The organism is Methylovorus sp. MP688 (assembly GCF_000183115.1).
Lineage (GTDB): Bacteria > Pseudomonadota > Gammaproteobacteria > Burkholderiales > Methylophilaceae > Methylovorus > Methylovorus glucosotrophus.
Window position 1 is genome coordinate 2,029,650 of sequence record NC_014733.1, and the last position, 26,995, is coordinate 2,056,644.

Annotated in this window: 19 protein-coding genes and 1 riboswitch; of the genes, 13 read left to right on the plus strand and 6 right to left on the minus strand. The window is 58.9% G+C overall.

Annotated features, from left to right (window positions below; genetic code table 11):
• Window positions 1-6 precede the first annotated feature (6 nt).
• The 4 genes from MPQ_RS09620 to MPQ_RS09635 are packed head-to-tail and all read left to right on the plus strand — an operon-like array spanning window position 7 to window position 6,305.
• Window positions 7-684, plus strand: coding sequence for a CerR family C-terminal domain-containing protein (locus MPQ_RS09620; RefSeq protein WP_013442741.1), 678 nt, complete (start codon window positions 7-9; stop codon window positions 682-684).
• Window positions 681-2,129: an efflux transporter outer membrane subunit gene (locus tag MPQ_RS09625; protein WP_013442742.1), complete on the plus strand. Its 1,449-nt coding sequence runs from the start codon at window positions 681-683 to the stop codon at window positions 2,127-2,129. Before MPQ_RS09620 ends, MPQ_RS09625 begins: the two co-directional genes overlap by 4 nt.
• The gene (locus MPQ_RS09630) at window positions 2,126-3,211 is read left to right on the plus strand and encodes an efflux RND transporter periplasmic adaptor subunit (protein WP_013442743.1); all 1,086 of its coding nucleotides are present in this window, start codon (window positions 2,126-2,128) and stop codon (window positions 3,209-3,211) included. Before MPQ_RS09625 ends, MPQ_RS09630 begins: the two co-directional genes overlap by 4 nt.
• Window positions 3,212-3,221: 10 nt before the next feature.
• Window positions 3,222-6,305 carry an efflux RND transporter permease subunit gene (locus MPQ_RS09635; RefSeq protein ID WP_013442744.1) on the plus strand — a complete coding sequence of 1,028 codons (3,084 nt, stop codon included), beginning with the start codon at window positions 3,222-3,224 and terminating at the stop codon, window positions 6,303-6,305.
• Window positions 6,306-6,346: 41 nt separating this feature from the next.
• Here the strand turns inward: MPQ_RS09635 and MPQ_RS09640 are convergent, their stop codons facing one another.
• Genes MPQ_RS09640 through ssuD form a run of 3 tightly spaced genes read right to left on the minus strand, consistent with a single transcriptional unit; the run spans window position 6,347 to window position 9,662 of the window.
• Window positions 6,347-7,258: an amidohydrolase family protein gene (locus MPQ_RS09640; protein WP_013442745.1), complete on the minus strand. Its 912-nt coding sequence runs from the start codon at window positions 7,256-7,258 to the stop codon at window positions 6,347-6,349.
• Between the two features lie 46 nt (window positions 7,259-7,304).
• Window positions 7,305-8,507, minus strand: coding sequence for an acyl-CoA dehydrogenase family protein (locus tag MPQ_RS09645; protein ID WP_013442746.1), 1,203 nt, complete (start codon window positions 8,505-8,507; stop codon window positions 7,305-7,307).
• Window positions 8,508-8,516: 9 nt separating this feature from the next.
• A complete protein-coding gene (gene ssuD / locus MPQ_RS09650; RefSeq protein ID WP_013442747.1) occupies window positions 8,517-9,662 on the minus strand; it encodes an FMNH2-dependent alkanesulfonate monooxygenase in 1,146 nt (381 codons plus the stop codon).
• A gap of 437 nt (window positions 9,663-10,099) precedes the next feature.
• Between ssuD and MPQ_RS09660 the strand changes: the two genes are divergently transcribed.
• The 3 genes from MPQ_RS09660 to ribA all read left to right on the plus strand — a co-directional run bounded on the left by MPQ_RS09660 (window position 10,100) and on the right by ribA (window position 13,045).
• Complete coding sequence (locus tag MPQ_RS09660; RefSeq protein ID WP_013442749.1) at window positions 10,100-11,308, plus strand: acyl-CoA dehydrogenase family protein; 1,209 nt, start codon at window positions 10,100-10,102, stop codon at window positions 11,306-11,308.
• A gap of 71 nt (window positions 11,309-11,379) precedes the next feature.
• Window positions 11,380-12,432: a sigma-54-dependent Fis family transcriptional regulator gene (locus tag MPQ_RS09665; protein ID WP_013442750.1), complete on the plus strand. Its 1,053-nt coding sequence runs from the start codon at window positions 11,380-11,382 to the stop codon at window positions 12,430-12,432.
• Complete coding sequence (gene ribA / locus MPQ_RS09670; protein ID WP_013442751.1) at window positions 12,419-13,045, plus strand: GTP cyclohydrolase II; 627 nt, start codon at window positions 12,419-12,421, stop codon at window positions 13,043-13,045. The genes MPQ_RS09665 and ribA overlap by 14 nt, the downstream gene beginning before the upstream one ends.
• 12 nt (window positions 13,046-13,057) lie before the next feature.
• Here the strand turns inward: ribA and MPQ_RS09675 are convergent, their stop codons facing one another.
• Window positions 13,058-15,409 carry an EAL domain-containing protein gene (locus MPQ_RS09675; protein WP_013442752.1) on the minus strand — a complete coding sequence of 784 codons (2,352 nt, stop codon included), beginning with the start codon at window positions 15,407-15,409 and terminating at the stop codon, window positions 13,058-13,060.
• A gap of 444 nt (window positions 15,410-15,853) precedes the next feature.
• Here MPQ_RS09675 and MPQ_RS09680 point away from each other — a divergent pair, with 444 nt between their 5' ends.
• On the plus strand, window positions 15,854-16,789 hold the full coding sequence (locus MPQ_RS09680; protein WP_013442753.1) for a patatin-like phospholipase family protein: 936 nt from the start codon (window positions 15,854-15,856) through the stop codon (window positions 16,787-16,789).
• A 31-nt stretch (window positions 16,790-16,820) separates the two neighbouring features.
• Here the strand turns inward: MPQ_RS09680 and MPQ_RS09685 are convergent, their stop codons facing one another.
• Entirely contained in the window at window positions 16,821-17,309 is a 489-nt protein-coding gene (locus MPQ_RS09685; RefSeq protein WP_049821900.1) for a hypothetical protein, read from the minus strand.
• Between the two features lie 191 nt (window positions 17,310-17,500).
• Window positions 17,501-17,697, plus strand: a riboswitch (cobalamin riboswitch).
• A gap of 115 nt (window positions 17,698-17,812) precedes the next feature.
• On the opposite strand from MPQ_RS09685, the gene MPQ_RS09690 reads away from it, so the two are divergent.
• The 5 genes from MPQ_RS09690 to MPQ_RS09710 all read left to right on the plus strand — a co-directional run bounded on the left by MPQ_RS09690 (window position 17,813) and on the right by MPQ_RS09710 (window position 25,702).
• Window positions 17,813-19,909: a TonB-dependent siderophore receptor gene (locus MPQ_RS09690; RefSeq protein WP_013442755.1), complete on the plus strand. Its 2,097-nt coding sequence runs from the start codon at window positions 17,813-17,815 to the stop codon at window positions 19,907-19,909.
• A gap of 163 nt (window positions 19,910-20,072) precedes the next feature.
• Window positions 20,073-22,085 (plus strand): TonB-dependent siderophore receptor, encoded by a 2,013-nt coding sequence (locus MPQ_RS09695; protein WP_013442756.1) that lies wholly within the window; start codon window positions 20,073-20,075, stop codon window positions 22,083-22,085.
• Window positions 22,086-22,099: 14 nt separating this feature from the next.
• Window positions 22,100-23,416 (plus strand): ABC transporter substrate-binding protein, encoded by a 1,317-nt coding sequence (locus tag MPQ_RS09700; protein WP_168088814.1) that lies wholly within the window; start codon window positions 22,100-22,102, stop codon window positions 23,414-23,416.
• On the plus strand, window positions 23,413-24,804 hold the full coding sequence (locus MPQ_RS09705; protein ID WP_013442758.1) for a di-heme oxidoredictase family protein: 1,392 nt from the start codon (window positions 23,413-23,415) through the stop codon (window positions 24,802-24,804). The genes MPQ_RS09700 and MPQ_RS09705 overlap by 4 nt, the downstream gene beginning before the upstream one ends.
• Window positions 24,805-24,814: 10 nt before the next feature.
• Window positions 24,815-25,702 (plus strand): bestrophin family protein, encoded by an 888-nt coding sequence (locus MPQ_RS09710; protein WP_013442759.1) that lies wholly within the window; start codon window positions 24,815-24,817, stop codon window positions 25,700-25,702.
• Here MPQ_RS09710 and MPQ_RS09715 read toward each other — a convergent pair.
• Window positions 25,689-26,885, minus strand: coding sequence for a CynX/NimT family MFS transporter (locus tag MPQ_RS09715; RefSeq protein WP_083801065.1), 1,197 nt, complete (start codon window positions 26,883-26,885; stop codon window positions 25,689-25,691). The two genes, MPQ_RS09710 and MPQ_RS09715, sit on opposite strands and share 14 nt — an antisense overlap.
• Window positions 26,886-26,995 lie beyond the last annotated feature (110 nt).

Here is a 26,995-nt window from a genome sequence, read left to right on the forward strand (position 1 = left end):
TGCCTCATGTCACCCCCCACCCCTCAAACAGCAAGCCGCACCGACGGTGCGGAAGCGCGGCAGAAAATCCTGCTCTGCGCCCTCAAGCTGTTCGCTGAAAAAGGCTATGCCAAAACCAGCGTGCGGCAGATTGCGCAGGCCGCGCAGGTCAATGTATCTGCCATCAGCTATTACTTCACGGATAAAGCGGGTTTGTATCGCACGGTGTTTTCCATGCCGGATCTCATTGCGCGTCCCTGCGAATTTGCTTTTTCTGCCACCGGCCTGTCCTTGGCTAGCGCTTTGCAGCAGTTCTTTGTGGAGTTCTTCCAGCCCCTGAAAATGGGCGATGTGGTGAACGATGTGGTGAAACTCCGCCACCGCGAGATGCTGGAGCCGACCGGTGTGTGGGAGCAGGAAATAGAATGCGAAGTGAAGCCACATCATCTCGCCATGGCGAAGCTGCTCTGCCAGCACCTGGGCGTAAATGAGCCGGATGATGAGATTCGCAGCCTGGTGATGGCCTGTTTTGGCATGGCCGTACATATGTATATCGGGCAGAAGGTCATCCGCCATATGTCGCCACAGCTGGTGGAAAACCATGCCGCGCTGGATCGCATGGCGGAACGCTATGGCCGCTATGCGCTGGCCATGGTGCTGGACGAAAAGGCCCGCCGCGCGGGCGCCGGGGAGCAAGCATCATGAGCGCGACATCACGCAAGATCATCCTCTCGGCGCTCATGGCGAGCTTGCTGGCAGGCTGCCAGGGCTGGCCCATGGTGGGGCCCGATTACCAGAAACCCAAGACGGTAACGCCCGATACCTGGCAGGTACAGACTCCCGTGCCAGCCGCCCAGACCGCGGACTGGTGGCGGCAATTCAATGACGATGTGCTGCTGGAGATCATCACTGCTGCCGAGCGCAATAGCGCCAGTGTGGCCGATGCCTACAAGAATATCGCGTCTGCTCGTGCCAATCTGGTGGCGGCGCGTGCCATGGGTTTTGATGGCCTGAGTGCCACGCCATCGATCAGCCGCAAGGCTTTCTCCTTCGGCGGCGATCCTACCCTGCTCACGCAGCAGCAGATCAGCTTTGATACCTCGTGGGAGATCGACCTGTTTGGCGGCTTGCGCCGCGAACGCGAATCCTCACTGGCCGATTACGATGCCAAACGCAATCTGCTGCAGGATGCGCGGCTGTCCGTTGCCGCCGAGAGTGCCAAGGCCTATAACGACTACCGCTTCTGCCAGCAGAAGGTGCGGCTGTACGAGCGCTATCTGGAATCCAAGACCCGCAGTGCAGAGTTGACGGCCTCGGCCACCGCCCATGGTTTCAAGTCCGACTCTGACAATGCGCTGGCGCAAGCCACGCAGGCCCAGGCCGCCAGCGACCTCAATGACCAGCAGATGCAATGCGAATTGCAGATCAAGGCCATGGTGGCGCTGACTGGCATGGCCGAGCCACAGCTGCGCGAACGCCTGGCGCCGCGCGACTTTACGGTGCTGCAACCGGGCAGCTTTGATGTGCCCTCGGTACCGGCTGTGCTGCTGGAGCAGCGGCCCGACCTGCTGGCCGCCGAACGCGATCTGGCCGCCGCCAGCGCCCAGGTGGGTGTCAAGGAAGCCGACAGATACCCCAAGATCACCCTCAGCGGCAATATCACGCCGGTGCGCTACCTCAACTCCGGCGTCACCAATAATGCCCTGACCTGGTCTTTCGGCCCCACCATTGATATTCCGCTGTTTGACATGGGGCAGCGCAAGGCCAATGTCTCCGCCGCCTGGGAAAGCCTGCGTGCTGCGGACAGTAATTACCGCAGCAAGGCGCGCACCGCCATCAAGGAAGTCGAGCAGAAACTGCTGACGCTGCAAAGCTATAACGCACGCCAGCCCAGCCTGCAGCAGGCCGCCGACAATTACGCGCAAGCCTTGCAGGCCATCAGCCAGCGTTATGAAGCGGGGTTTGATAATGCCATCGACCTCGAAACCACGCGGCGCAATGCGCTGGAAGCCGACTATGCGCTCACCCAGCTGAACCAGAACCGCATTACTACCCTGATTGAACTCTACATTGCCGTGGGTGGTGGCTGGCAAGGTGCTGATACGCCACTTGCCGCCAACACTCCCGATTCCACCGAGAAACAACCATGAAAAACCGCGCTCCTTACCTTTCCCTGGCCCTGTTGCTGACCACTGCCTTGCTGACGGCCTGCCACCCTGGCAAATCCGGCTCGGAGGCCGGTGAAACCAAACCCGCGCTCACCGTACGGCTGGTCAGCCCGCAGGAAACGGCAGCCGCCACCAGCATCACCGCCAATGGCAACATCCTGGCCTGGCAAGAAGCCATTATCGGCAATGAAGTCAGCGGCTTGCGGCTGAAAGCGGTGTACGTCAATGTTGGCAATAAAGTCAAAAAAGGCCAGCTATTGGCCGAGTTTGACGATGAAACGGTCAAGGCTGACCTCGCCCAGAAAGAAGCGGACGCACTCGAAGCCGAAGCCAATCTGCGTCAGGCCGAGCTGGATGCCAACCGGGTAAAAGGGCTGGCGAAAGGCGCCCTGAGCGAGCAGCAGGTCGTGCAATACCTCACCACAGAACAAACTGCCAAGGCCAAGTTTGAGTCTGCCGTGGCCGCGCTGGAAAGCCAGCGCCTGCGCTTGCGCCGCACCCGTATCGTGGCGCCCGAGTTTGGCACCATCAGCAGCCGCACGGCGACCGTGGGCAGCGTGGTCAACGCCGGGGAAGAGCTGTTCCGCCTGGTGATGCAAGACAGGCTGGAATGGCGCGGTGAAGTCGGCGCCACCGAGCTTGCCAGCGTCAAGCCTGGCCAGGCCGTGACCCTGACGCCAACTGGCAGCCAGGCCCTGGTAACAGGCAAGGTGCGCGTGATTGCCCCCACCATGAATCAGGACACCCGCAACACCCTGGTGTATGTGGATATTCCGCAAGGTGTGGATGGCCCGCTCAAGAGCGGCATGTTTGCGCGCGGCAGCTTTGCCGTCGGTGAGCAGCGCGGGCTCAGCCTGCCCAGCAGCGCCGTGCTCAACCGCGATGGCTATGAATATGTATTCACGCTAAGTGACCAGCAGCATGTGGAGCGCCGCAAGGTCGTCAGCGGCGGCCATGTCGGTGACCGCATCATCATTCGCGAAGGCATAGACCCCAAGGCCCGCTATGTGGAAAGCGGCGTGGGCTTCCTGATTGATGGCGACATCGTGCGCGTAGCGCAATAACGGGGCCGCCATGAATATTTCCGCCTATTCCATACGCAACCCGATTCCGGCCATCCTGCTGTTTGGCCTGCTCAGCATCGTCGGCCTGTTTGCGTTCAAAACCACCAAGGTGCAGGATTTTCCGGATATTGAATTACCGGCCGTCAGCGTCACCGCCACGCTGGAAGGCGCCTCGCCCAGCCAGCTGGAAAACGACGTCGCCCGCAAGATCGAAGACTCCATCGCCTCGGTGGATATGGTCAAGCACATCACCACCAAGATACTGGATGGCCAGGTGACGATCTCGGTGCAATTCCAGCTAGAAAAATCCGTCTCGGACGCTGAAAACGATGTGCGTTCGGCCGTGTCACGTGTGCGCTCCGAGCTGCCCGCGGATACCAAGGACCCCATCGTCTCGCGCATCACCACCTCGGGCTCGGCCATTGTCAATTACAGCGTCACTGCCAAGGATCTGGACGAGAGGGACCTGAGCTGGCTGATCGATAATGAAATTGCCAAGAAAATGCTGTCGGTGGTGGGCGTCGGCAAGTTTGAGCGCGTCGGCGGTGTGGATCGCGAGGTGCGCATTTCGCTCGATCCGGACAAAATGCTGGCCTTGGGTGTCAGCGCGTCCACCGTCTCCTCGGAACTGCGCCGCATGCAGCTGGAAAGCTCGGGCGGCCGCACCGACCTTGGCGGCATACGCCAGCAGGTGCGCACACTGGGCACGGTCAAGGAAGCCCGCCAGCTGCGCGATCTGCAACTGCCCACGCTGACCGGCACCTATGTGACCCTGGGGCAAGTGGCGGATGTCGAGGACACCATCGCCGAGCGCAGCCATATCGCACTGATGGATGGCAAGCCGGTGATCGGCTTTGAAATCACCCGCAGCAAGGGCGAGAGCGAAACCGGCCTCAAGGCGCGGGTCGACAAGGCCGTGGCCGAATTCAATGATAGCCACCCCGGTGTCAAGATCACCCCTGCCTGGGAAAACGTGACCCCAGTGCAGGACAATTTCGATGGCTCCATGCACCTGCTGTATGAAGGCGCGGTGCTGGCGGTGCTGGTGGTCATGCTGTTCCTGCGCGATTTCCGCGCGACCTTTATCGCCGCCGTGGCGCTGCCGCTAAGTGTGCTGCCAACCTTTATCGGCATGAGCGTGTTTGGCTACACCATCAATACCGTCACCCTGCTGTCACTGGCGCTGGTGGTGGGGATACTGGTAGATGACGCGATTGTGGAAATTGAAAACATCGCCCGCCACCTCAACATGGGCAAATCGCCGCGCGAAGCCGCCATGGAAGCAGCCGACGAGATCGGCATGGCGGTGATTGCCACCACCTTTGCCCTGATCGCGGTGTTTTTGCCGACGGCATTCATGTCGGGCATCGCTGGCAAGTTTTTCAAGCAGTTCGGCTGGACCGCGGTATTCGCCATTTTCGCCTCGCTGGCCGTCGCCCGCCTGATTACGCCGATGATGGCCGCTTACTTTCTCAAACCCAAGCCAGAAAAAGCCGAAACCGATGGCCGGATCACCCGCCGCTATCTGGCGCTGGTCGCGTGGTCGGTACGCCATCGCGGGATCACGGTCAGCCTGGCCCTGCTGTTTTTCGTGGGTTCGCTCATGCTGATTCCGCTGCTGCCCAAGGGCTTTGTGCCGCCAGCAGACCGCAGCATGACGCTGGTAAATATTGAACTGGCGCCAGGCGCACATCTGCAGGAGACCGCCCAGGCAGCCGAACAGGTGCGTGCGCTCGTCAGCAAAAACCCCAATGTGCGCCATGTGTATAGCAGCATAGGCAATGGCACCTCAGGCCAGGGCTTTTCGGCAGGCTCCACCGCCGAAACGCGCAAGGCCGTGCTGACCGTGGTGATGGTGCATCGCAAGGAGCGCAGCATCACCCAGCAGAAGATTGAAACCGAGTTGCGCGAGGCCTTGGGCGCATTGCCCGGCATGCGCATCAAGGTGGGTTCGCTGGATACCGGCGTCAAGATGGTGTTGAACCTGCAGAGTGACGATCCGCTGGCGCTGAGCGAGGCCACCACCGAGGTCATGCGCGGCCTGCGCACCCTGCGTAATATCGGCAATGTGTATTCCAACGCCAGCCTGGTGCAGCCTGAAGTGATCATACGACCGGATACGGCACGGGCAGCGGCCCTGGGCGTGACGACTCGCGATATTGCCGATGTGGTGCGCATTGCCACCGCGGGCGATTACGACATCAATCTGCCCAAGCTGAATCTGGCTGATCGGCAAGTGCCTATCCGCATCCAGTTTCCCGAGAATTTCCGCACGGATATAGATGCGATTGCACGCCTGACCGTCAGCGGTACCAATGGCCCGGTGCGCATAGGCAACATCGCCGACATTCACCTGGGCAGTGGCCCGGCGCAGATTGACCGCTTCAAGCGCGTGCGCAATGTATCGATCGAGGTGGAGCTGGGGCAGCGCGAACTGGGCGCGGTGTATGCCGAGGCCATGCAATTGCCCGCCATCAAGAATCTGCCGCCCAGCGTGCACATCGTGCCCTCCAGCGATGCCGAGAACATGAACGACCTGTTCCAGAGCTTTGGCCTGGCGATGGCGATTGGCGTGCTGTGCATTTATGCCGTGCTGGTGCTGCTGTTCCGCGACTTCATGCAACCCTTGACCATCCTCATGGCCTTGCCGCTCAGCATAGGCGGCGCCTTTGTGCTGTTGCTGCTGACCGGGAAAAGCTTCTCCATGCCATCGCTGATTGGGCTGTTGATGCTGATGGGCATTGTGAGCAAGAACTCCATTCTGCTGGTGGAGTACGCCATCATGGCGCGCGGTCACAAACAGGATGGCCAGAATCCGCCATCCCGCTTGGAAGCGCTGATCGATGCCTGCCGCAAACGCGCCCGCCCCATCATCATGACCACGCTGGCCATGGGTGCTGGCATGGTGCCAATTGCCATGGGACTGGGGGCCGACCCCAGCTTCCGCTCGCCGATGGCGATTGCGGTGATCGGCGGCCTGATCACCTCCACCATCCTCAGCCTGATCGTGATTCCCGCCGTGTATACCTTTGTGGATGATGCCGAGCAGTGGCTGAGAACCCGCTGGCAGAAGCGTAGCAAGACAGCAAGTTAACCCCGCCATGCCGGGCCGAAATGCGGCCCGGTATTGTCATATCAGGCCGTCGCCGCGCTCGCAGCTTTTGCAGTCTTCTGGCGCGGCGCCGATGCCGCCAACAAATCCACTCCCAGCAGGCGGGCAGCGTTCTGATAGAACACCTTGTCCAGCACCTCGTCCTTGAAACCCAGCGCTGCAAAGTCCTGCACGGTCTGCTGCATGGCGCGGAACGGGTAAGACGAGCCAAACAGCAGCTGGTCTGCCAGGAAACTGTTAGCCGCCTCCACATACAACTGTGACCCCGGCTGAAAGATATACATATCCGGCACCAGGTAGATATTGTCGTAGCGGAAAGCCGCGCCCACGATCTCGTTCACATAAGGGTAATAGCCGTGGAAGCAAATGATCTTGAGCAGCGGATAACGCCGCGCCAGCCGGGCCACCGCCGCCGGTTGCGCATAGGCAAAATCGGGCGTGGTGGGGCCGGACATCAGGCATACCGGCACGTCAAAATGCAGGCACTCCTCATACACCGGGAAAAACACCGGATCATCCGCCTGCAAGGCAGGCTCGCCAAAGCCGGGCTCGATATTGATGGCGCGAAAGCCAAAGGTATTGATGGCGCGGTTGATTTCCTCAATCGCGCTTTTCTCGCCGCGCTGCTGAATATCCACTGAGCCCAGGCCGATCAGCTTGTCGCTATGGCCGACCAGCGTGGCGATTTCATCGTTGCTGATGGTGAGGCTGGGCGTTTCGCGCCCCACCACCACCGCCTTGCTGATCCCGGCCGCCTCAATCTCGGCCAGATAGCCCTCTATGGTGTAAGAACGGCGAAAGTGCTCCGGGTCGTGAGAACCGACGCGGCGATTCAGCCATTTGGCAGTGTCATAGGCGGGCGTGCCGGGCGTGGCGCCAAAAAAGTCGTGCAGGTACGCCGGACGGCTACGCATATCGATAATGGGTTGTGTCATGGTGCTTTCTTTGATTTCGGGTCTGGTTTGTTTTATGGGGCAGGCATCAGGAGTAAAAACTCGCCGTCGGGTACTGGCCGTTCAAGGCCCAGTCGCCGAGATCCTTCAGCTTGTAATCCACCGGATCATGCAGGGTGTATACGCGCAGGTTGCGCCAGTAGCGGTCCAGCCGCAGGCGTGCGGTGGTGGCGCGTGCGCCCGCCACCTCAAAGATGCGCGAGGTGACATCCAGCCCGCTGCGGGTGATGTTGACCTTGGCGGCAAACACCGCCAGCGCCACCTGGCCGCGCTCTTCATCGCCCAGCGTCAGGTCTTTGGCCCAGGCGGCATCAAGCAAGCTGGCGGCATGGTCTGCCAGCACCCGCGAGGCTTCGAGGCTGGCCCAGAATTCGCCGTAATGCAGCAAGGTGTAGGGGTCCTGCTGCACGGACGAGGCGAGTGAGCCCGACCACACCCGCGAACTCTGGCGCGTGTACTGACTGGCTTCGGCCAGTGCGCCTTCGGCGATGCCCTGGTAGATATTGGTAAATATCAGCTGGGCCACCAGCGAACGCAGGCTGGAAAAAGGCGAGCTCAAGGGGCCGGGATTCATCAATAGCTCATGGGCTTCCACCCGCAGCTCGGTAAATTCCGCGCTGCCACTATCGGTCTGGCGCTGGCCCATGTTGTCCCAGTCGTTATTGAGCTTGATGCCAGCGCGGCCAGTTGGCACCGCCGCCACCAGAAAACGGCCGGTATCGGCTTCAATGGCGGACACGATCAGGCGATCTGAGTCGGTCGCGCCCGAGCAAAAGCTCTTCTGGCCGCTGAACAGGTAATGCTCGCCCTGCGGAGTGGCGATGGTACGGTTATCCAGCGGGTTGAGCGCATTGCCCCACCACAGGTTTTTCTCGGCGGTTTCGTGCCACAGGTGTTGCCACTGGGCCTCGGTGGCATACAGCCGCACCGATGCCAGCATCAGAAACTGAAAGGCAAACACCTGGGCGATGGAGCTATCGGCCCGGGCAATGGTGCGGATAATGCGGTAGAGCTGCGACCAGTCGCCGCCCAGGCCGCCCCACTCCACCGGGACCAGCAGCTTGAGCAATCCGCTCTGGCGCACCGCCTCGCGCTGGGCGTAGGGCGTGCCGCCTTGCACATCGCGTTCAGCCGCAGTTTTTGCCAGGTAGGCGGCAAGCTGGTCGGCGCGATGTTGTGGCGACCCTTCAAATACAGGGGGCACGCTGACTTCATTGGCTATCGTATTCATGCAGATCTTTCAGGAAGCGGAGACTTGAGGGCCGCGATTGGGCAGTGCTTCGCCAAACGGGCCGGTCAGATTGGTTTTGATGGCGGCCTCGCTGCCGGCCTTGACGGACAGTGGCAGCAGGGGGAACAACAGCTCCGCCACGCGATAAGACTCTTCCAGATGCGGATAGCCCGAGAAAATGAAATGGTCGATGCCGAGATCGGCATATTCCTTGATGCGATCTGCCACCTCCTGTGCACTGCCCACCAGCGCGGTGCCCGCGCCACCCCTCACCAGGCCGACACCGGCCCACAGGTTGGGGGACACCACCAGACGGTCGCGGCGGCCACCATGCAGGGCGCTCATTTTCTGCTGACCGACTGAATCAAAGCGCGCCACCGCCGCCTGGGCGGCAGCAATGGTTTCGTCCGTCACATGCGAAATCAGCTGGTCAGCGGCTTGCCAGGCTTCTTCCGAGGTTTCGCGCACGATCACATGCAGGCGTATGCCAAACTTCACGCTGCGGCCCTGGGCGGCAGCGGCGGCGCGCACCGTCGCAATCTTCTCGGCCACGGCGGCAGGTGGTTCGCCCCAGGTCAGATAGACATCAATATGTTCTGCCGTCAGATCAATCGCCGCTTGCGATGAGCCGCCGATAAACAGCGGCGGATAGGGTTTCTGGAAAGCGCCGGTTGGCAGGCTGGCATCCTTCACGCGGATATAGTCACCTTCCAGGCTGATGGTCTCGCCTTGCAGCACCGACTTCCATACCTGCAGGAACTCGGCAGTTTCGGCATAGCGTTCGTCGTGCGACAAGAAGCTGCCATCGGCCTGCTGCTCGGCGGGGTCGCCACCGGCCACCACATTCACCAGCAGACGGCCACCGGAAATGCGATCTAGCGTGGAAGCCATGCGGGCAGACACGGTGGGCGAGGTAAACCCCGGGCGCACCGCCACCAGGAATTTCAGATCACGGGTTTCGTTCACCAGCGACGCGCTCACCACCCACGGGTCCTCGCACGAGCGCCCCGATGGCACCAGCACGCCCTCATAACCCAGGCGATCGGCGGCTTGGGCAATCTGTTTCAGGTAGCTGTAGGTGGCGGGCCGGGCACCGTAAGAGGTACCCAGGTAACGCTGGTCGCCATGCGTGGGCAAAAACCAGAATATCTGCATCGCGTGTCTTTCTTTACAAGTATGGCTATACAAAATGACGGGGAATTCCGGGCACATCCGAAAACGGGATGGCTGCACAGTGTTCAGCAAAGAGCATGCCATTGGGGATAAGCGCGGTTTTATGGGGGATTTCAGGCAGAACTGTTGCAAATGTGCTGCTCAATCAGCAGAGGATTGACTTGTGTGCTGAATGAGCAGCAACTCGGCAGGATTTGCCTGCAGCGCTGAGGGATGTGGCCGTCGCGTAAAAAAAACGGCCGCTCTGGTGACACAGCAGGCCAACCCGCGCCACATATGGGTTTGCCAGGCACAGGATGAAAAGTCTGCATGCAGACCCCATTGCTGCCACAGCAGCATATCGATATGACCAACAAGTATTTTGGGCTGGCATGTTATGTGCTGTATGGTTTATATAACAGCAAGCAGGAATATAACTTTTGGCTATACATCAACCTTCTGTACATGCGTTCTACCCTGAGCTTGAACCCAGAACGCCGCTGGAAATCGCCCGTGCCCTGGCGAAGGAATTCGCCCTGACGGCCATTGAGCGTGACCATATTGGCGGTACCCCGAAAGAACAACGCGACGCTATCCGCGCCAGCGGTTTGCTAGCCATGGCGATCCCTGCTCAATATGGAGGTCTGGGTGCCGACTGGCAGCAAACCCTGCAGGCCATACGCGAATTTGCCAAGGCCGATAGCTCGCTCGCCCATGTCTTTGGCTTTCAGCATCTGATGCTGGCCACGGTCAGGCTGTTTTCACAGCCGGACCAATGGGAACGCTGGTTTGAGCAAACCGCCCGCCTGCAATGGTTCTGGGGCAATGCGCTCAATCCGCTGGATACCCGCACGGTGAGTCGTCCTTTCAGCCACTGGCGCGAGTTTTCCGGCAAGAAGAGCTTTTGCTCAGGCGCGCTGGATTCGGAAATGCTGATTGCCTCGGCCATTGAGCAATCAGACGGCGCGCTGGTGATTGCCGCCCTGCCTACCGGCCGCAGCGGCATCACCGTGATTCAGGACTGGGACAACATCGGCCAGCGCCAGACCGATAGCGGCAGCGTCAACTTTGAAAAGGTGCGGGTAGAAACCCACGAGGTGCTGGCTGACCCCGGTCCCTTGAGCACGCCGTTCTCGTGTCTGCGGCCATTGGTCGCGCAGCTGATACTGACCAATATCTACCTGGGCATTGCGGAAGGCGCGTTTGAAGACGCCAGACAATACACCCTGCACGAAGCACGCCCCTGGCAAGGGGCTGATGTTGCCAGCACGGATGCCGACCCTTATATCCTCGGGCATTACGGCGATTTCTGGGTCGGGCTGGAAAGCACGCGCGCCTTGTGCGATCTGGCCGCCACACGATTGGATGAAGCATGGAGCAAAGGAAACCTGTTAAGCGATGTTGAACGCGGCCATGTGGCTGTCAGCATCAGCACGGCCAAAGTGATGGCGACCCGCGTGGGGCTGGATATCACCAGTCGTATGTTTGAAGTCGCAGGCTCACGCGCCACCCATGCCGGATTGCGACTGGACCGCCACTGGCGCAACCTGCGCACGCATACCCTGCATGACCCTCTGGATTACAAGATAAAGGAGCTGGGGCAATGGGCACTGAAACAGCAGTACCCCACCCCCACGTTTTACTCATGAATATGCTGAATACACGACATTTTGAATATTTCCCGGACGATCCGATAGAAACGGCTGTAAAGGACGACTCGATGAATTTACTGACACTCCCGAACTCGCAGGCGCTGACCACCTCGATTCGAGCGACGGCCCAGGTGTTTGAAGACCCCAAATCAGTGGCGCTGCTGGCCCGCATCAAGATGATTGCGCCCAGTGACGCCAATGTGCTGATCATAGGCGAAACCGGCACCGGCAAGGAACTGATTGCGCGTTATGTGCATGAGCTGAGCCAGCGCAAGGGCAAGCCCTTTGTTGCCGTCAATTGCGGGGCGTTTTCAGAAAGTCTGGTCGAAAGCGAACTGTTTGGCCATGAAAAAGGCGCCTTTACCGGTGCCTTTAGCGCCAAGGCTGGCTGGTTTGAAGCGGCAAACGGCGGCACCCTGTTTCTGGACGAAATCGGCGACCTGCCACCCAGCATTCAGGTAAAGCTGCTGCGTGTGCTGCAAGAGCGTGAAGTGGTACGACTCGGCGCCCGCAAGGCGACGCCGATTGACGTACGGCTGGTAGCCGCCACCAATGTGCGGCTGGAAGAAGCCGTGCTGGCGGGGCATTTCCGCGAAGATCTGTTTTACCGCCTGCGCGTGGCCCATCTGGAGCTGCCCACCCTGCGCAACCGCCCCGGCGATATCCTGCCGCTGGCCGAGTATTTTGTAACGGAATACCGCCGTCGACTCGGCTACGGCGAGATCACGCTGGATGAGCACGCCAAGGCCAAGCTGTTGAGCCATGCCTGGCCGGGCAATATTCGCGAGCTGGAAAACATCATTCACCACGCCCTGCTCATTTGCAAAAACAACATTGTGCGCAGTGAAGACCTGCAGTTGTCGTCGATTTCGCTGCATCGCCCGCGCGAAGCCGAAAGCACGGGGCGGGATGCCCATCAGTCGCAATTGCAGGAAGTGCTGCATGCCTACTTTGAGACCGGCGCGCCTGACCTGTTTGAGCAGCTGGAAGACACCATCGTCCGCACCGCCTACCAGCATTGCCACAACAACCAGGTACAAACCGCCAAACTGCTCGGCATCAGCCGCAATATCGTGCGGGCCAAGCTGATCAAGATGGGGGCGATCAATGCGCTCAAGTGAGGCGCTGCGCTTTCCCCCTGTCGCTGGCCAGCGCGTGGAACGCGTCGCCAGCGCGCCTTTGCCCACGCGGCATGGCCAGTTTGATTTGCATGTGTACCGCGAAGCGGATAGCGGGATCGAGCATGTGGCCCTGGTGGCGGGCGAGGTGGCACATCAGCAGCAAGTGTTAGTGCGCCTGCACTCGGAATGCCTGACTGGCGATGTGTTTGGCTCCAGCCGTTGCGATTGCGGTGAGCAATTGCAGCGCTCGCAACAGCTTATCGCCGATGCCGGACTAGGCGTGGTGGTCTATCTGCGCGGGCAGGAAGGCCGTGGCATAGGCCTGGCGAACAAGATACGCGCTTACCATCTGCAGGATCAGGGGCTGGATACGGTAGAAGCCAATCTGGCCCTGGGCTTGCCGGTGGATGGCCGCCGCTATGATGCGGCGATTGCCATACTGCATGACCTGCAAGTGCGCTCGGTGCAATTGCTGAGCAACAACCCGGACAAGCTGCAATGCCTGGCAGAAAGCGGGTTTGCCCCCAGCCAGCAACCGTTGCGCATGGTCGCCGGACCTCACAACCAGCAATACCTCGACACCAAGCGGCTAAAACTCGGCCATTGGCTATAACCCGGCCTGCGATTAATGCGCAGGGGCTTTGCGCCAGTCCCGCACAAAGGTCATGAACTGATCAAAAGGCAAGGCCGGCGAGAACAGATAGCCCTGGGCAAAGTCACAGCCTGCGCGCTTCAGCAGTTCCAGCTGGGCTTCGGTTTCCACGCCTTCGGCAATCACGCGCATGCCCAGTCTGTGCGCCATATCCACAATTACTTCGCATAGCACCATGTCGTCATTGCCGGCGCCCAGATTCTGCACGAAGGAGCGGTCGATTTTGACAAAGTCGATATGAAACTTCTTGAGATAGGCCAGCGAGGAGTAGCCGGTGCCGAAGTCATCAATCGAGGTGGCAATACCGGCATCACGGAATTGGGTCAGGGTGGCTTTCACCTGATCTGACGCTTCCAGCAGCAGGCCTTCGGTGATTTCAATGGCCAGACATTCCGCAGGCAGGCCTATCTGGTCGAGATAGGCTTGCCAGGTCTGCAACTCCTGGCTGCTCTGGAATTGCAGCGGCGACACATTGATGCTGACCTGGAAGATGGTCGCATCCACCACATTGCCATCAGGCGGCACACTGCGCGATGCCAGCGATTCCTGCACCAGCGTCACCGTATCGCGTGCTGACTGGCGGAACACCCAGTCGCCCATGCGATTGATCATGCCAGTCTCTTCTGCCACCGGAATAAACTCGAACGGCGGCACCAGTCCGCGTGTGGGATGCTGCCAGCGCACCAGCGCTTCGGCCTTGTGTATCTCGTTGGTCGCCAGATCGACAATCGGCTGGTAGTACATCACCAGCTCGTGCCGGTTGAGTGCATGCCGCAAATCATTGCTGACCTGCAGCTTGTGTGCGGCCAGCTCCTGCATGGATGGCGAGAAGAACTGGTAACGGTTTCGGCCCAGACGCTTGGCTTCGTACATGGCCTGGTCGGCATATTTCATCAGCGTTTCCACATCCCGGCTGTGCTCGGGGAAAGACGCAATACCTATACTGGTGGTCACATACACCACGTGGTTCTCAATGGTGAATGGCAGCGATACCTGGCGCAGAATGCGCTCACACAGCCACTCCACCTGCTGCTGGTTTTGCACATTGGAAAGCACAATGGTGAATTCATCGCCACCCAGACGTGCCAGCAGTGTGCAATCGCGGGCGACGGCGGCGATACGCGCGCCGGTTTCCACCAGCAGCTTGTCACCGATGGAATGCCCTAGCTGATCGTTGATCTGCTTGAAGTTATCCAGATCGAGAAACATCAGCACCAGCGGCTGCTGGTGTTGCAGCGATTTATGGATTTCTTCCGCCAGCTGTTTGTGGAACATGGGACGATTGGGCAAGCCGGTCAGAAAATCGTAATTGGCCTGCTTCCAGATCAGTTTTTGCGAGGCGGCCGCTTGCCTTGCCACTTCGCGCTTGAGCCGGTAGCCGCGCAGCACAATGATGGTCGCCAGCAACAGCAGGCCTGCCAGCAGGAAAGGCAATAAACCGGTTTTGCTGCCAGGCTGCAGGCGCCAGTCATTCAGAATGTCGCTACGCTCTGGCTCCAGATGCTTCAGTGTTTTCTGCAGGATACTGGCCAGCTCTGGCCAGTCCTTGCGCACCGCCATGTTCACGCTGGCTTTGTAAGGCGTGGACCCAGCTTTGGCCAGATAGCGTATGCCCTGCACATTCGATACATAATCCACCACCAGCGGATTGCCGATGTAGGCATCTGCCTTGCCGGTTTCCAGCGCCACAAAGGCCTCTTCGGCGATATCCACCTTGAATAACTCGATACCCTGCTGATCCTTGGTCAACAAGCCAGCCAGGGGACCATTCTTGAATACTGCGACGCGCTTATGCTGGAGGTCAGCAAAGGTGCGGATGGTGTCGTTTTTCTTATGGATATAGATGGTGTAAGGCACCGAAATCACAGGCTCAGGCAGCGCCACAAAGCGGCTGCCATTGAGCGACTTCACGCTGGCGATACCGGATAGCATGTCGGCGGTTTCGGTCGCTGGATTTTCGGAGTATTCGCTGCGTTGAAAACGCACGCCCAGAAGCCGCTCGAAGCGCTTGAGGTAATCCACGGTGATTCCGCGAAACTCGTTGCCCTCCGACAGGAACTCGATCGGCATCCAGCCGTGATGCACCCCTACAGTAATGACCGGATGGGCCTTCAGCCAGGCAAATTCCTGCGTCGTCAGTTCCAGTGTATCTGAGGTCAAAGGCTTGCTGGCAAAGGGCAAGCCGCCACTTTCCAACTGCTCTGCACTGACCGCATAGACTGCGGCCGAAATGCATACCAGTGCCAGCAGGCTCTGTATCAGCATGCGCATTGCAAAGCCTGCCGTGATGGCATGTCCTGAATATTTGAATTTAGCTAGTCGCATCCCGCACTCAATAGTTCTTGTTTTGCCGTTAAGACCGCGAGTCAACTTTGGCTACATAACACGCTGGCGTGTGATGAATTTACGGTCCGCAGGATTAAATCTTGACCCTGAATAGTTGTGTCTTGAATCACATTTGAAGGATGGGAGGATTGTATTGCCGATTCAGATAATAGCAATGACTTATCGCATATGGGGTGACCAGACTTGCAGCCTGAGGGCCACATATCGAAGGTCTGGATAATTTGACTCCCCTTCGCGGCCAAACAGGCTTAATATTCATCTGGCACCCAGCAGTAAGCAACTGAATAATATAAAAATAAACCGGGCTGGCGCATGCACTGCATCCCCATTTCCGCACACGCACAGAAGTTGCACCGCACCGGGGCAAAACGATACGCAAGACTTGAAGCTGCTTTACAGATCAACACTTTCAGGAGGATTGAGATGAAAACAATTTTAAGCATTGATGGGGGTGGTATCCGCGGCTTGATCCCGGCACTGATACTGACTGATATCGAGGCCCATCTGGGCAAGCCGGTCTGGCAATTGTTTGACCTGATTGCGGGCACGTCGACCGGCGGCATTCTGGCGATAGGCTGCGCCAGGAAAGATGCCTCGGGCAAGGCCAGATATGCGGCGAAAGACCTGGTGAATATCTATGAAACCCGCGGCAAGGAGATCTTCTCGCGCTCGCTGTGGAAAGGCGTGTCCTCCATAGGCGGGATTGCCGATGAGCTTTACTCCGCCGATGGCATTGAGCAGGTGCTGCAGGAGTATTTTGAAGACGACGCGCTACAGGATTGCCTGACCAACACCCTGATCACCAGCTATGACCTGCAAAACCGCGAGCCTATCTTTTTCAAGAGCTGGAAAGACGAACACAAACCGCTGCTGCTCAAGCACGTAGCGCGTGCCACCTCGGCCGCGCCTACCTATTTTGAACCGACTCAGATCGAGGTGGCGGGCTCGCTGAAAACCCTGGTGGATGGTGGCGTGTTCATCAACTCGCCCTCGGTATCGGCCTATGCCGAAGCCAAACGCATTTTCCCGGATGAAACCGAGTTTCTGCTGGTCTCGCTAGGCACCGGCGAGCTGATCAGGCCGATTACCTTTGATGAGGCGAAAGACTGGGGCAAGGCTGGCTGGGTACTGCCGCTGTTGAGCTGCATGTTTGATGGCGTGGCCGATGCCGCCAATTATCAGATGCAGATGATACTGGGCGACCATTACTACCGGCTGCAAACGGAATTGAGCATCGCCTCGGATGACATGGATAACGCCACCAAGGGCAATATTGAAAACCTGAAAGCGGAAGCTAAAAAACTGATCAAAGCCAACAAGGCCACGCTGGAGACAATCTATCAGGCGCTGGCGCGCTAAGTGCTGCCACCGTCACCATGCAATGCCCCGGCTAACTGCACAAGCGGGACAGGGAATCAAAATCAAATGCCTGTCCGCTGATGCTCTTCTGAAACACATCCTGCTGCTGAATCCGCTGCGGGGTGTTGAAAGTCGCGCTATTCAGCTTGTCGATAAACCCATCGTCCACCAGCATGGCACAAGCCAGACTGCGGGAGTATTCCGACTTCAACACGGACAGCATCTGGGCATGCTCAAAATCAAACTCCACGATCTTTTGCAGCGATTTCGCATAGGTCGTTCTGACCGAAATCACCTCCGGCAAGCTGGAGGATTGCGCAATCAGCGGCTCAATATCATCGCGTATGCCATCCCGGTTTTTGTCTGGCCCCGAGAGTGGGCTGGTCTTGACCTCAGTATGCAACAAGGCAGCCGCCCAGCCGGGCAGTTTGTCGCAGGCAGATAGCGTCAACAGGAGTCCGGCAGCGCCCAATAGAGGCAACACCCGGGCAAGCTTCGCGGATATAAACAGAAGGTTCATGCGCCCAATAATTAAGAGAGTTTCACGAGCTGAAAGGCCTCATGCAGCCAGATCAAGACTTATGCAGAAAGTATACAGAGCATGCAAAATCCGTCGATCCAGAGGTGACAGAATTGTCACCTTCTCCTGCCAAAGGCCCACTGCGCGCACCTCTTAACATTTCTTAATACTTATTCAAGCTTCCCCTTTATAATCTATGCACACTGCCAGGTGCCTGCCCTCTCGCTCGAGGGGAAAGGTGAAACGGGAAACAGGTGAAATGCCTGTGCTGCCCCCGCAACGGTAAGCGAGTATGGATGTGCCATCGACGCCACTGGGCCTTATGCCTGGGAAGGCGGTGCATCAAGCCTCGCGAGCCCGGAGACCGGCCTGCCAGTCACGAAGGAACTACCGCGGGGCGCGGTGTTTGGGCAAGGCTGGTCAGCCATCTCATACTCTGGCTCTGTGGTTTTTCCATGATGAATCGGCATGCGGGGTCGCATGCGAACATTTAGGAAACGCCCATGAAACGTACTGCCATGGCGAGCCTGACCGGCTTGCTTTTTTCCGTGTCCGCTTACGCTGAAAATATTCAGCCGCTGGAAGAAGTCGAAGTATCCGCACAAAGCCTCAAACCCGAATCCCGCCTCAAACAGCCACTTTCCACCGGCAGCCGCCTCGGCCTGACGCCATTTGAAACGCCCGCCAGCATTGAGGCTGTGGATGCCGACACCATACGCCGCCGCGGCGATATCAGTATCCGCGAAGCCATCTCACGCTCTACCGGCATCAGCGACATCAGCAATCTCGGCGTGGGCAATGCCTTTTCAGCGCGCGGCTTTAGTGGCAATGATTCCATCGGTCAGGCAGAAGATGGCGTACGGCTCTTGACCGCCGCCAGCACGATCACCTTTCCCTCCGACACCTGGGGCTATGAGCGCATCGAGGTATTGCGCGGGCCAGCTTCGGTGTTGTTTGGCACCGGCACCGTGGGTGGCATCATCAACAGCATACGCAAGGCGCCGAGCCGCGAAGCTTCATTTGAAGCCCTGACCGGCTGGGGCACCCGCGGCGAATACCGCGCTGGCGTGGGAGGCACCGGGGCCGTGGGCGAGATAGGCGCATTCCGCATTGATGCCTCCGCCACCGGCGGCAATGGCTATGTGGACCGAGGCGAGCATCAGAGCCGCAAGCTCATGAGCGGCCTGCAACTGGTGCCCAGCGATCGTCTGCGCGTCGATTTCACCTTTGATCATAGCGAAGACTCCCCGACCACCTACACCGGCATCCCTTTGCGCGATGGCCGCATCGACAGCAGCCTGCGCAAGCAGAATTACAACGTGCAAGACAGTGCCATGGATTTTGCCGATGACCGCCTGCGCGCCAAGGTGGAATGGGATATTTCAGATAGCCTGAAACTCACCAACATCGGCTACTGGTTTAACAGCCGCCGCCACTGGCGCAACCTGGAATACTATGCTCTCGATAGTGCCAGCAATACCGTAACGCGATCTCTCTATACCGAGATCAAACACCAGCTGAAACAGCTGGGCAACCGCCTGGAACTGGCCAGCATAGCCGATGCCTTCGGCCACAAGAACCGCTGGGCCATGGGCTGGGAAACCACGCGCGTGGATCTGCGTTATATCGACAACTTTTATGATGGCACGGATGGAAGTAACACCGTGCCGGCCAAGGGTTTTGCGCCGGGTTACTACTCCGATGCCGCGCTGGACCCGACCATCCCCGAATTCAAGGCACGCACCTTGCAAAACGCGCTGTTTGTGGAAGATGCGCTGGACCTGACCGAGCGGCTGAAGCTCACCGCAGGCTTGCGCCAGGACTGGATCAATGTCGATCATCAGAACCTCATCAAGGGCGCTTCCTTCGACAAGGATTACTCGCCCTTTTCCTATCGCCTGGGCACGGTGTTTACCGCCACTCCCGGCCTGGCCGTGTATGGGCAATACAGCCAGGGCTCGGACCCGGTATCGTCCATCGTCTCCTTACGTCCCGGCAGCAAAGCCTACAAGCTGACCACCGCCAAGCAGGCCGAAGTCGGCATCAAGCACATGCTGGATCACGGCAAAGGCGAAGTGACGCTGGCGCTGTACCACATCGCCAAGGACGACATCCTGACACGCGACCCTACCGATCAGCGGCTGACAGTGCAAGGCGGCAAGCAGTCTTCACGCGGTGTGGAGCTTTCCACCCTGCTGCTGCCAAGCGCACATTGGCGTGTAGACGCCAATGTGGCACTGCTGAAGGCGCGCTATGGCGAATTGCTGGAAAGCGGTGCCTCACGCGCCGGCAATACGCCGACCAATGTACCGGAGAAAGTCGCCAACGCCTGGGTTTACTACCAGCTGGGTGACTGGTCCATGGGCGCGGGGGCCCGACTGACAGGGCAACGCTACGCCGACACGGCCAACACCTCGGTCATGCCCGGCTATACCGTGTATGACGCCAACATTGCCTGGCGTGCCAACCGCCACACCACCCTGCGCCTCAACGCCCGCAATCTGGGTGACAAACTCTACGCCAGCACCTATTACGACACCAGCCAGTTCATCCTCGGCCCCTCTCGTAGCCTGGAACTGACGGCCGAAGTCAGCTACTGATTGTCATCGGGGCGGCATGCCATCATGTCGCCCTCACCAAGACAGACCCAGCATGTCGATCGAAAACAGCTTGAAACACGCCTCTTTACATCACACGCTATATTCAGTTGGACATAACGAAAGACCTCCTATTAGAATGACGTCACTTTTAAAGGGGGATCCTATGAAGCTCAACAGAAACAAGCATGCGCGCCTGACCGCCGCCATACTGGGAGGTATGGCGCTGACAGCGCAAGCCGCAGACATCAATACTTTCAACCTGGGGGAGGTCCTGGTCACCGCCCCGAACGACAGCGCTGTCACCGGCTCCAGCGACACCGTCACTCAACGTCAGATGCGTCTGCTGAACCGCGAAACCGTGGGAACCGCCGTCAATACCCTGCCCGGCGTGGCTCTTTCCGAGGGCGGTCCACGCAACGAGCAAACCTTGCAGTTGCGTGGCTTTGACTTAAGACAAGTGCCTGTTTTCATTGATGGCGTTCCGGTCTATGTCTCGTATGACGGCTATGTGGACCTGGCGCGCTTCAATACCTTTGACCTTGCCAGCGTGCAGGTCGCCAAAGGTTTCAGCTCGGTGCTATATGGCCCCAATACCTTGGGCGGAGCCATCAATCTGGTCAGTCGCAAACCCTCCAGAGAGTTTGAAGGTGATGTTACGGTTGGGCTCAAGACCGACAAAGATTTCAAATACAACGGTTACCGCACCGACATCAATGCCGGGGGCAACTATGGCACCTGGTACTGGCAAGCCAGTGGCTCCATGCTGGACACCAACCGCTACCGAATGTCATCCGACTTCAAGCCCACCACCTATGAGGACGGCGGCGTGCGCGATAACTCCTACACGCAGGATGGCAAGATCAACCTCAAAATCGGCTTTACCCCGCGTGAGGGCGATGAATACAGCCTGAATTACATCAGCCAGCGCGGCTCAAAAGGCAATCCGGTATATGCCGGCTCAGACAGCACACAGTCCATCCGCTACTGGCGCTGGCCCGAGTGGGATAAAGACAGTCTTTACTTCATCTCACGCACCGGTATCGGCCAATCGTCTTATCTGAAAGTGCGTGCGTTTTACGACAAATTCAGCAATGTGCTGAACAGCTACGACGATGCCCGTTACTCGTCCATGACGCGCAGTTATGCCTTCACCAGCATCTACAACGACCACAGCTATGGCGCCAGCACCGAATTCGGCACCACCATCAACCAGCAGAACACCCTGAAGTTTGCGCTACACATCAAACAGGACAAACACGAGGAACACAACAAGGGCAACCCGGTTCAGAATTTTGAAGACAGAACGACCTCGCTGGCGGTGGAAGACACGCACCAGATTACGGAAAAACTGGCCCTGGTGCTGGGGGTGAGCCGCGACCGTCGCGAAACACTCGAGGCCGAAGGCCTGAACAATGCCAACCAGCTTTACGATTTCAAGAAAGGCGACGCCGATTCCTGGAATCCGCAAGCAGGCCTGTTCTACAAGCCCAATGCAACGGATGAAGTCCACGCCACCATCGCACGCAAGAGCCGCTTCCCCACCATGAAGGATCGCTACTCTGGCCGCTTTGGCCGAGCCGTGCCCAATCCTGATCTCGACACGGAATTCTCCACCAACTACGAGCTGGGGGCTTCCGGCTTTGTGACATCGAAACTCAAACTAATGGCGAGCGTGTTCTATTACGACACCACCGGCCTTATTCAGGCAGTCAACCTCCCGAATAGCGCCTGCTCTAGCGGCAGCCAGTGCTCTCAGTTCCGCAATGTGGGCAAAGTCCTTACCTCGGGAACGGAACTCGGTTTTGCCGTCTTCCCCACCGATGCTCTGGAAATCGGCGCCAATTACACCTATCTGGACCGGGATAACAAAAGCAGCGATGACAAGCTGACGGACATCCCGCGTGAGAAGTTGTTTGGCTATGGCAAATGGCAGGCCAATGACATGTGGTCGCTGGTAGCCAGCACTGAAGTTAACTCCTCGCGCTATAGCTCCACCACTGGCACCCGGGTTTCGGGCGGCTTTGGCATTGCCAATACCAAAGTGGTGTACCAGCCATCCGCTCTCTGGAGTGGGGAGTTCGGCATCAACAATCTGTTCGATCGCAACTACACCTACATTGAAGGCTACCCCATGCCTGGCCGCAATATGTTTTTTAACGTCACCCGTCGTTTCTGAGGCCGGATATGCGCTTGATCAAACAATTCCAACCAATTGGCCTTTGGCTGCTGGCGCTAGGCATCGCATCCATCAGCGTGCAAGCTCGCGCCGAAGAGCGTCTTGTGGTGCTGACCAGTTACCCGCAGGAGATGGTCAGCCAGTTTGAGGCGGCGTTTGAGCAAGCGCATCCGGAATACCGGCTGGAGGTCATCTGGCGGCAATCGGCAGATGCGCAAAAACTGTTGTCCGAACCCGGCAATGGTGGCGTCGATGTTTACTGGAGCCCGGCATTGCGCAACTTCCTGCAGTTACGCCAGCAGGCGCAATTGCGTCAATTGCCAGCTGTTGATGGCATCGCCGAGCGCATCAATGGCACGCAGATCGCCGATCCGGATCATGGCGTCTTCGCGTCCGAGATTGCCGGCTATGGCATGGTGGTTAATCCAAAAACGTTACAGGCGAGCGGACTGCCACTGCCGACGGATTGGCAGGATATCGCCGCCCCCGCCTGGGCAGGCAAGGTCACTCTGCCCATTCCATCCCTAGTGGGCTTTGCGCCCGGGCTGTATGAGTCCATATTGGGCGCACTGGGCTGGAATGAAGGCTGGGGCGTCATCACGCAGATGGCCGCGCAGGCCAAGCTAGCCACAGCAGGCTCCACCTTCGTGACCGATGATGTCAGCAGTGGCCATTTCGCTGTCGGCCTGACTATCGACTTTTTCGCCAATGCCGCTATCGCCAATGGGCAGCCGCTCACCTTCGTTTACCCGCACCATGTGGGATATTCCCCTGCGCATGTCGGCATACTGCAGTCCTCACGCCATCTGGCGGCAGCCGAGGCGTTTGTGGCGTTCGTACTGTCAGATGCAGGTCAGGCGCTGCTGTTTCATCCGGATATTCGCAAACTGCCGGTCAGGGCGTCGGCCTATCGGCAGGCGCCAGCGGGATATTTCAATCCGTTTGCGCAAGCGGTGAGCCCCGCCAACCAGACCACACTGGAAGCATTATTAAGCCGTCAGGCCCTGACATCGGCCATATTTGATGCCTGCATCACGCGCCCCAAAGCCACGCTGGATAGCCTGTGGCAACAGCTACGCCAGGCCGAAGCCAAGCAAACAGCTGCCAACCCAGCCCTGATAGAAGCCAGGTCCCTCGCCGCCATGCCATTAATCAGTGAACATGAAGCAGAAGATACCCATCTGCAAACCGTGTTCCGCGCCCGCCGGGAGAACGCGGACTATGAGGCGGAGGCCGCCCAATATGAAGCACGCTGGGATCAGCAAATACAGCAACGCCATGCACGCGCACTGGCGCTGATACAGCAGGCAACCGTACAAGCAAGTCCATGAAGCGCTGGGTCTTGTTGTGGGGCACATGCCTGGGGATATATTGGACAGGCATAGCGCTTGCCGACACTACAGATAACCGGACCCGTGCGCCTGCACCGGCTTATCTGCGGGAAGCTTATACCCAGCCTCTTCCTCAACTCAGCTCCAGCGAGCTCGAACGTTTTTACCGTGGCAGGCAGCTGGTACGGCAAAGCTGGGTGATCCCGCCTTCAGAAGACACCGCCATCGCAGGTCTGGGCCCGCTCTATAACCGCAATGCCTGCATTGCCTGCCACACCAAAAACGGACGAGGCTATGCACCCGATGGTCCAGAGGAGTCACTCAAAACCATGCTGGTACGATTGAGCGTGCCCGGCGTGGGCACGCACGGCGGCCCGGTGGCACATCCACTCTATGGCGATCAGCTGAACGAGTTTGGCATACCGGGCTTACCCGGCGAAGGCGAGGCCAGCCTTCACTATTCCTTCAGACAAGTGGCAACACCGCTTGGCAATCTGGAACTGCGGCAGCCGCATATCCGATTTGTGCACCCGGCATACGGTGCGCTTGAACCCCTGATGACGGAACCGACAAACGCAGGCCCAAACTCCGGCGTTCTTACCTCGGCCCGCATTGCCCCGCCGCTGCATGGCGCAGGCCTGCTGGAAGCTATCCCGATAAGCACCTTGCAGGCATTGGCCAGGCAGAAAAAACCCGCTGGCATCAAAGGCCGGCTGAATACAGTATGGGACCCGGAAAGCCAGCGCATGGTCGCCGGGCGCTTCGGCTGGAAAGCCAACACCGCCAGCTTGCGGCTGCAAACTGCCAGCGCCTTGGTGGGTGATATGGGCATTACCAGCCAAGTGTTCCCCACCGGCAATTGCGGACGCTTGCAGACCACGTGCCTGCAGGCCCAGTCTCCCAGTGTTGAGCTGCAAGCGGCGCAGCTTGATGACATGGTGTTTTACCAGCAGATGCTGGCGGTGCCGCCACAACGCAATACCGCAGATGCCGCCGTCATGCGCGGGGCCCGCATTTTTCGCCGGGCGCATTGTGCGGTTTGCCATGTGCCTGAGCTTAAAACCGGCAAGGACGTGTTGACGCCCCTCGCCAATCAAACCATACGCCCCTACACTGACTTGCTTCTGCATGACATGGGCCCCGGCCTGGCAGACCACCGGCGCGACTTCATGGCATCCGGTTCGGAATGGCGCACGCCGCCGCTGTGGGGCATAGGGCTCGCCAACATCGTCGAGCCACGCGCCGGTTTTTTGCATGATGGGCGCGCAAGAAGTCTTCTTGAGGCCATTTACTGGCATGATGGTGAGGCCCGCGCTTCGCGAGCCTATGTTGAACGCCTGCAAAAGCAGGAACTGGCCGACTTGCTCGCCTTTATGGAATCTTTATGAGCCGCTAACCATGATCATCCGCAACCGCCCCAGCCTGATTCATCTGTTTTTCATTGTGCGCGGCTCCATCGTGATGCGCATATTGCCGCGTATCGTGGTGATTACCGTGATGTCTGCGCTGATTGTGCTGACGCACAGGCTGCGGCCCGACTGGCTGCCCACTTTCGAGAGCGCGCCTTTTGCCCTGCTGGGCATCGCGCTGTCGGTGTTTCTGGCCTTCAGAAACAATGCCTGCTACGACCGCTGGTGGGAAGCGCGCAAGCAATGGGGCGAGCTGGTGAGCACCACCCGTACCCTGGCGCGGCAGAGCATGATCATGACCGCCGCCTCGGCGGAAGCCCGCGATCGATTGCTCCGCATGGCCATCGGCTTCACCCATGCGCTGCGCCAGCAGCTGCGGGCCAGCGAAGATCTGGAAACACAACTCACCACCCGCAGTCTGACAGGCTCGCCCGAAGCTTTCCTGGAAGACATGCAGCGGGAAATCATCGCTTTGCGCGGCCAGGGCATCCTGACCGATATCCCCTATTCGCTGCTTGACCAGACCATTGCCCATTTATCCCGCATCCAGAGCGGATGCGAGCGATTGCTGACAACACCGGTACCATTTGGCTACACGCTGCTACTGCACCGCACGGCCTACACCTTCTGCTTTTTGCTGCCATTTGGATTCGCTGACAGCCTGGGCTGGGTAACGCCTTTTGCCTCCGCGCTGGCGGCGTATACCTTTTTTGGGCTGGATGCGCTGGGCGATGAGCTGGAAGCCCCCTTTAGCATGCAACCCAATGCATTGCCCATCGACGCGCTGTCGCGCCAGATAGAAATCAACCTGCTGCAGGCCATGGGCGTGCAAGAGTTGCCGCCGTTGAAGAAGCCCGAGAATTTTATCCTGCTGTAGCACTGGCAGGCTTGAGCCAGCAGGCCATGCCTATCATTAACCCGGAAATGCCAATCAGCATATAGAGCGAACTGGCATAGCTGCCTGTTACATCGCGCAGATAGCCGAATGCCAGCGGGCCAGTCGCGGCGACAAGATAGCCAATGGTGAGCACAAATGCCGTCCATGCGTTGGTTTCACTCGCGTTGGCGGTGTTATCCAGCGGCAAAGTCATGCCCAGGGTAAAGGCACCGCCCAGACCAAAGGCGGTGATGGCGATCACCGGCACCGGCGCCCATAGCGGCGCCACGGTCATCACCACCAGCCCCAGCAAGGTAATCACGGCGCTGGATACCAGCCAGACGCGGCGATCCAGTGATTTGCTGTAAGCCCCGAACACCGGGCTTGCCAGCATGAAGGCCGCGGTAAAGCACCCCAGCAGCACACCGGCCATGCTGCTGGAGAGGCCATGCTCCAGAAACACCGCCGCCGTCCAGGTCACCATGGCATAAAAAATCAGGTTAACGCAGGCAAAAAAAGCGGCAACCCGCCAGGCCAGGGCATTGCGCCATGGCAAGGGCGCCCGCACAGCCACGGTCTTCTGGCTGGCATCGTGCGTGCGCACATGCTGCCAATAGACGTAGCCCCAGGCCAGCGTTGCCAGCAGCCCCAGCACCGACCAGATGCCCGCGGGCAGGCGCCAGCCACTCACACTCTCTGCCATGGGCGCGGTAATCACGGCAGACAGCGTGCTGCCAAAGGACAAACCCGTCACATAAATCCCCATCACCCCCGCCGCGCGGGTCGGGTAATTCACCTTGATGTAGCCCGAGAGCAGCGTGCCGGTCACGGCGATGCCTGCGCCAACACCAACAGTACTCAGCAGCAAGGCCAGCGTATCCGGCGCGAAAGCACGGGCCAAGGTAGACAGACACAGTATCGCCAGGGCTGTCACGATGGTTTTGTCGCGGCCAAACCGGTGCGCCAGCCAGGGCGCAGGCAAGGCCAGCAGGCCCATCAACAAATCAGGTATGGCTGTCAGCAGAGAAGCCTGCGCATGCGACAAGGCAAACGCATCGATAATGCGCGGCAAAATCGGGCCGACAGAGACAATCGAAGGTCGCAGGGCAAGGGCCACCAGCACGATGGCGACGATGCCAAGGCCCAAAGCCGGCAAGGGGGATTCTTTTGTAGCTGGATGCATGCATGGCCTCAACGGGGAGTTTCAAATGACGATGAATCAGGCCGCCCACAGGACGGTTCATCATGGAAAAGAAACTAACAGACTCCGGCAAATGCGCTCCATACGTCGAA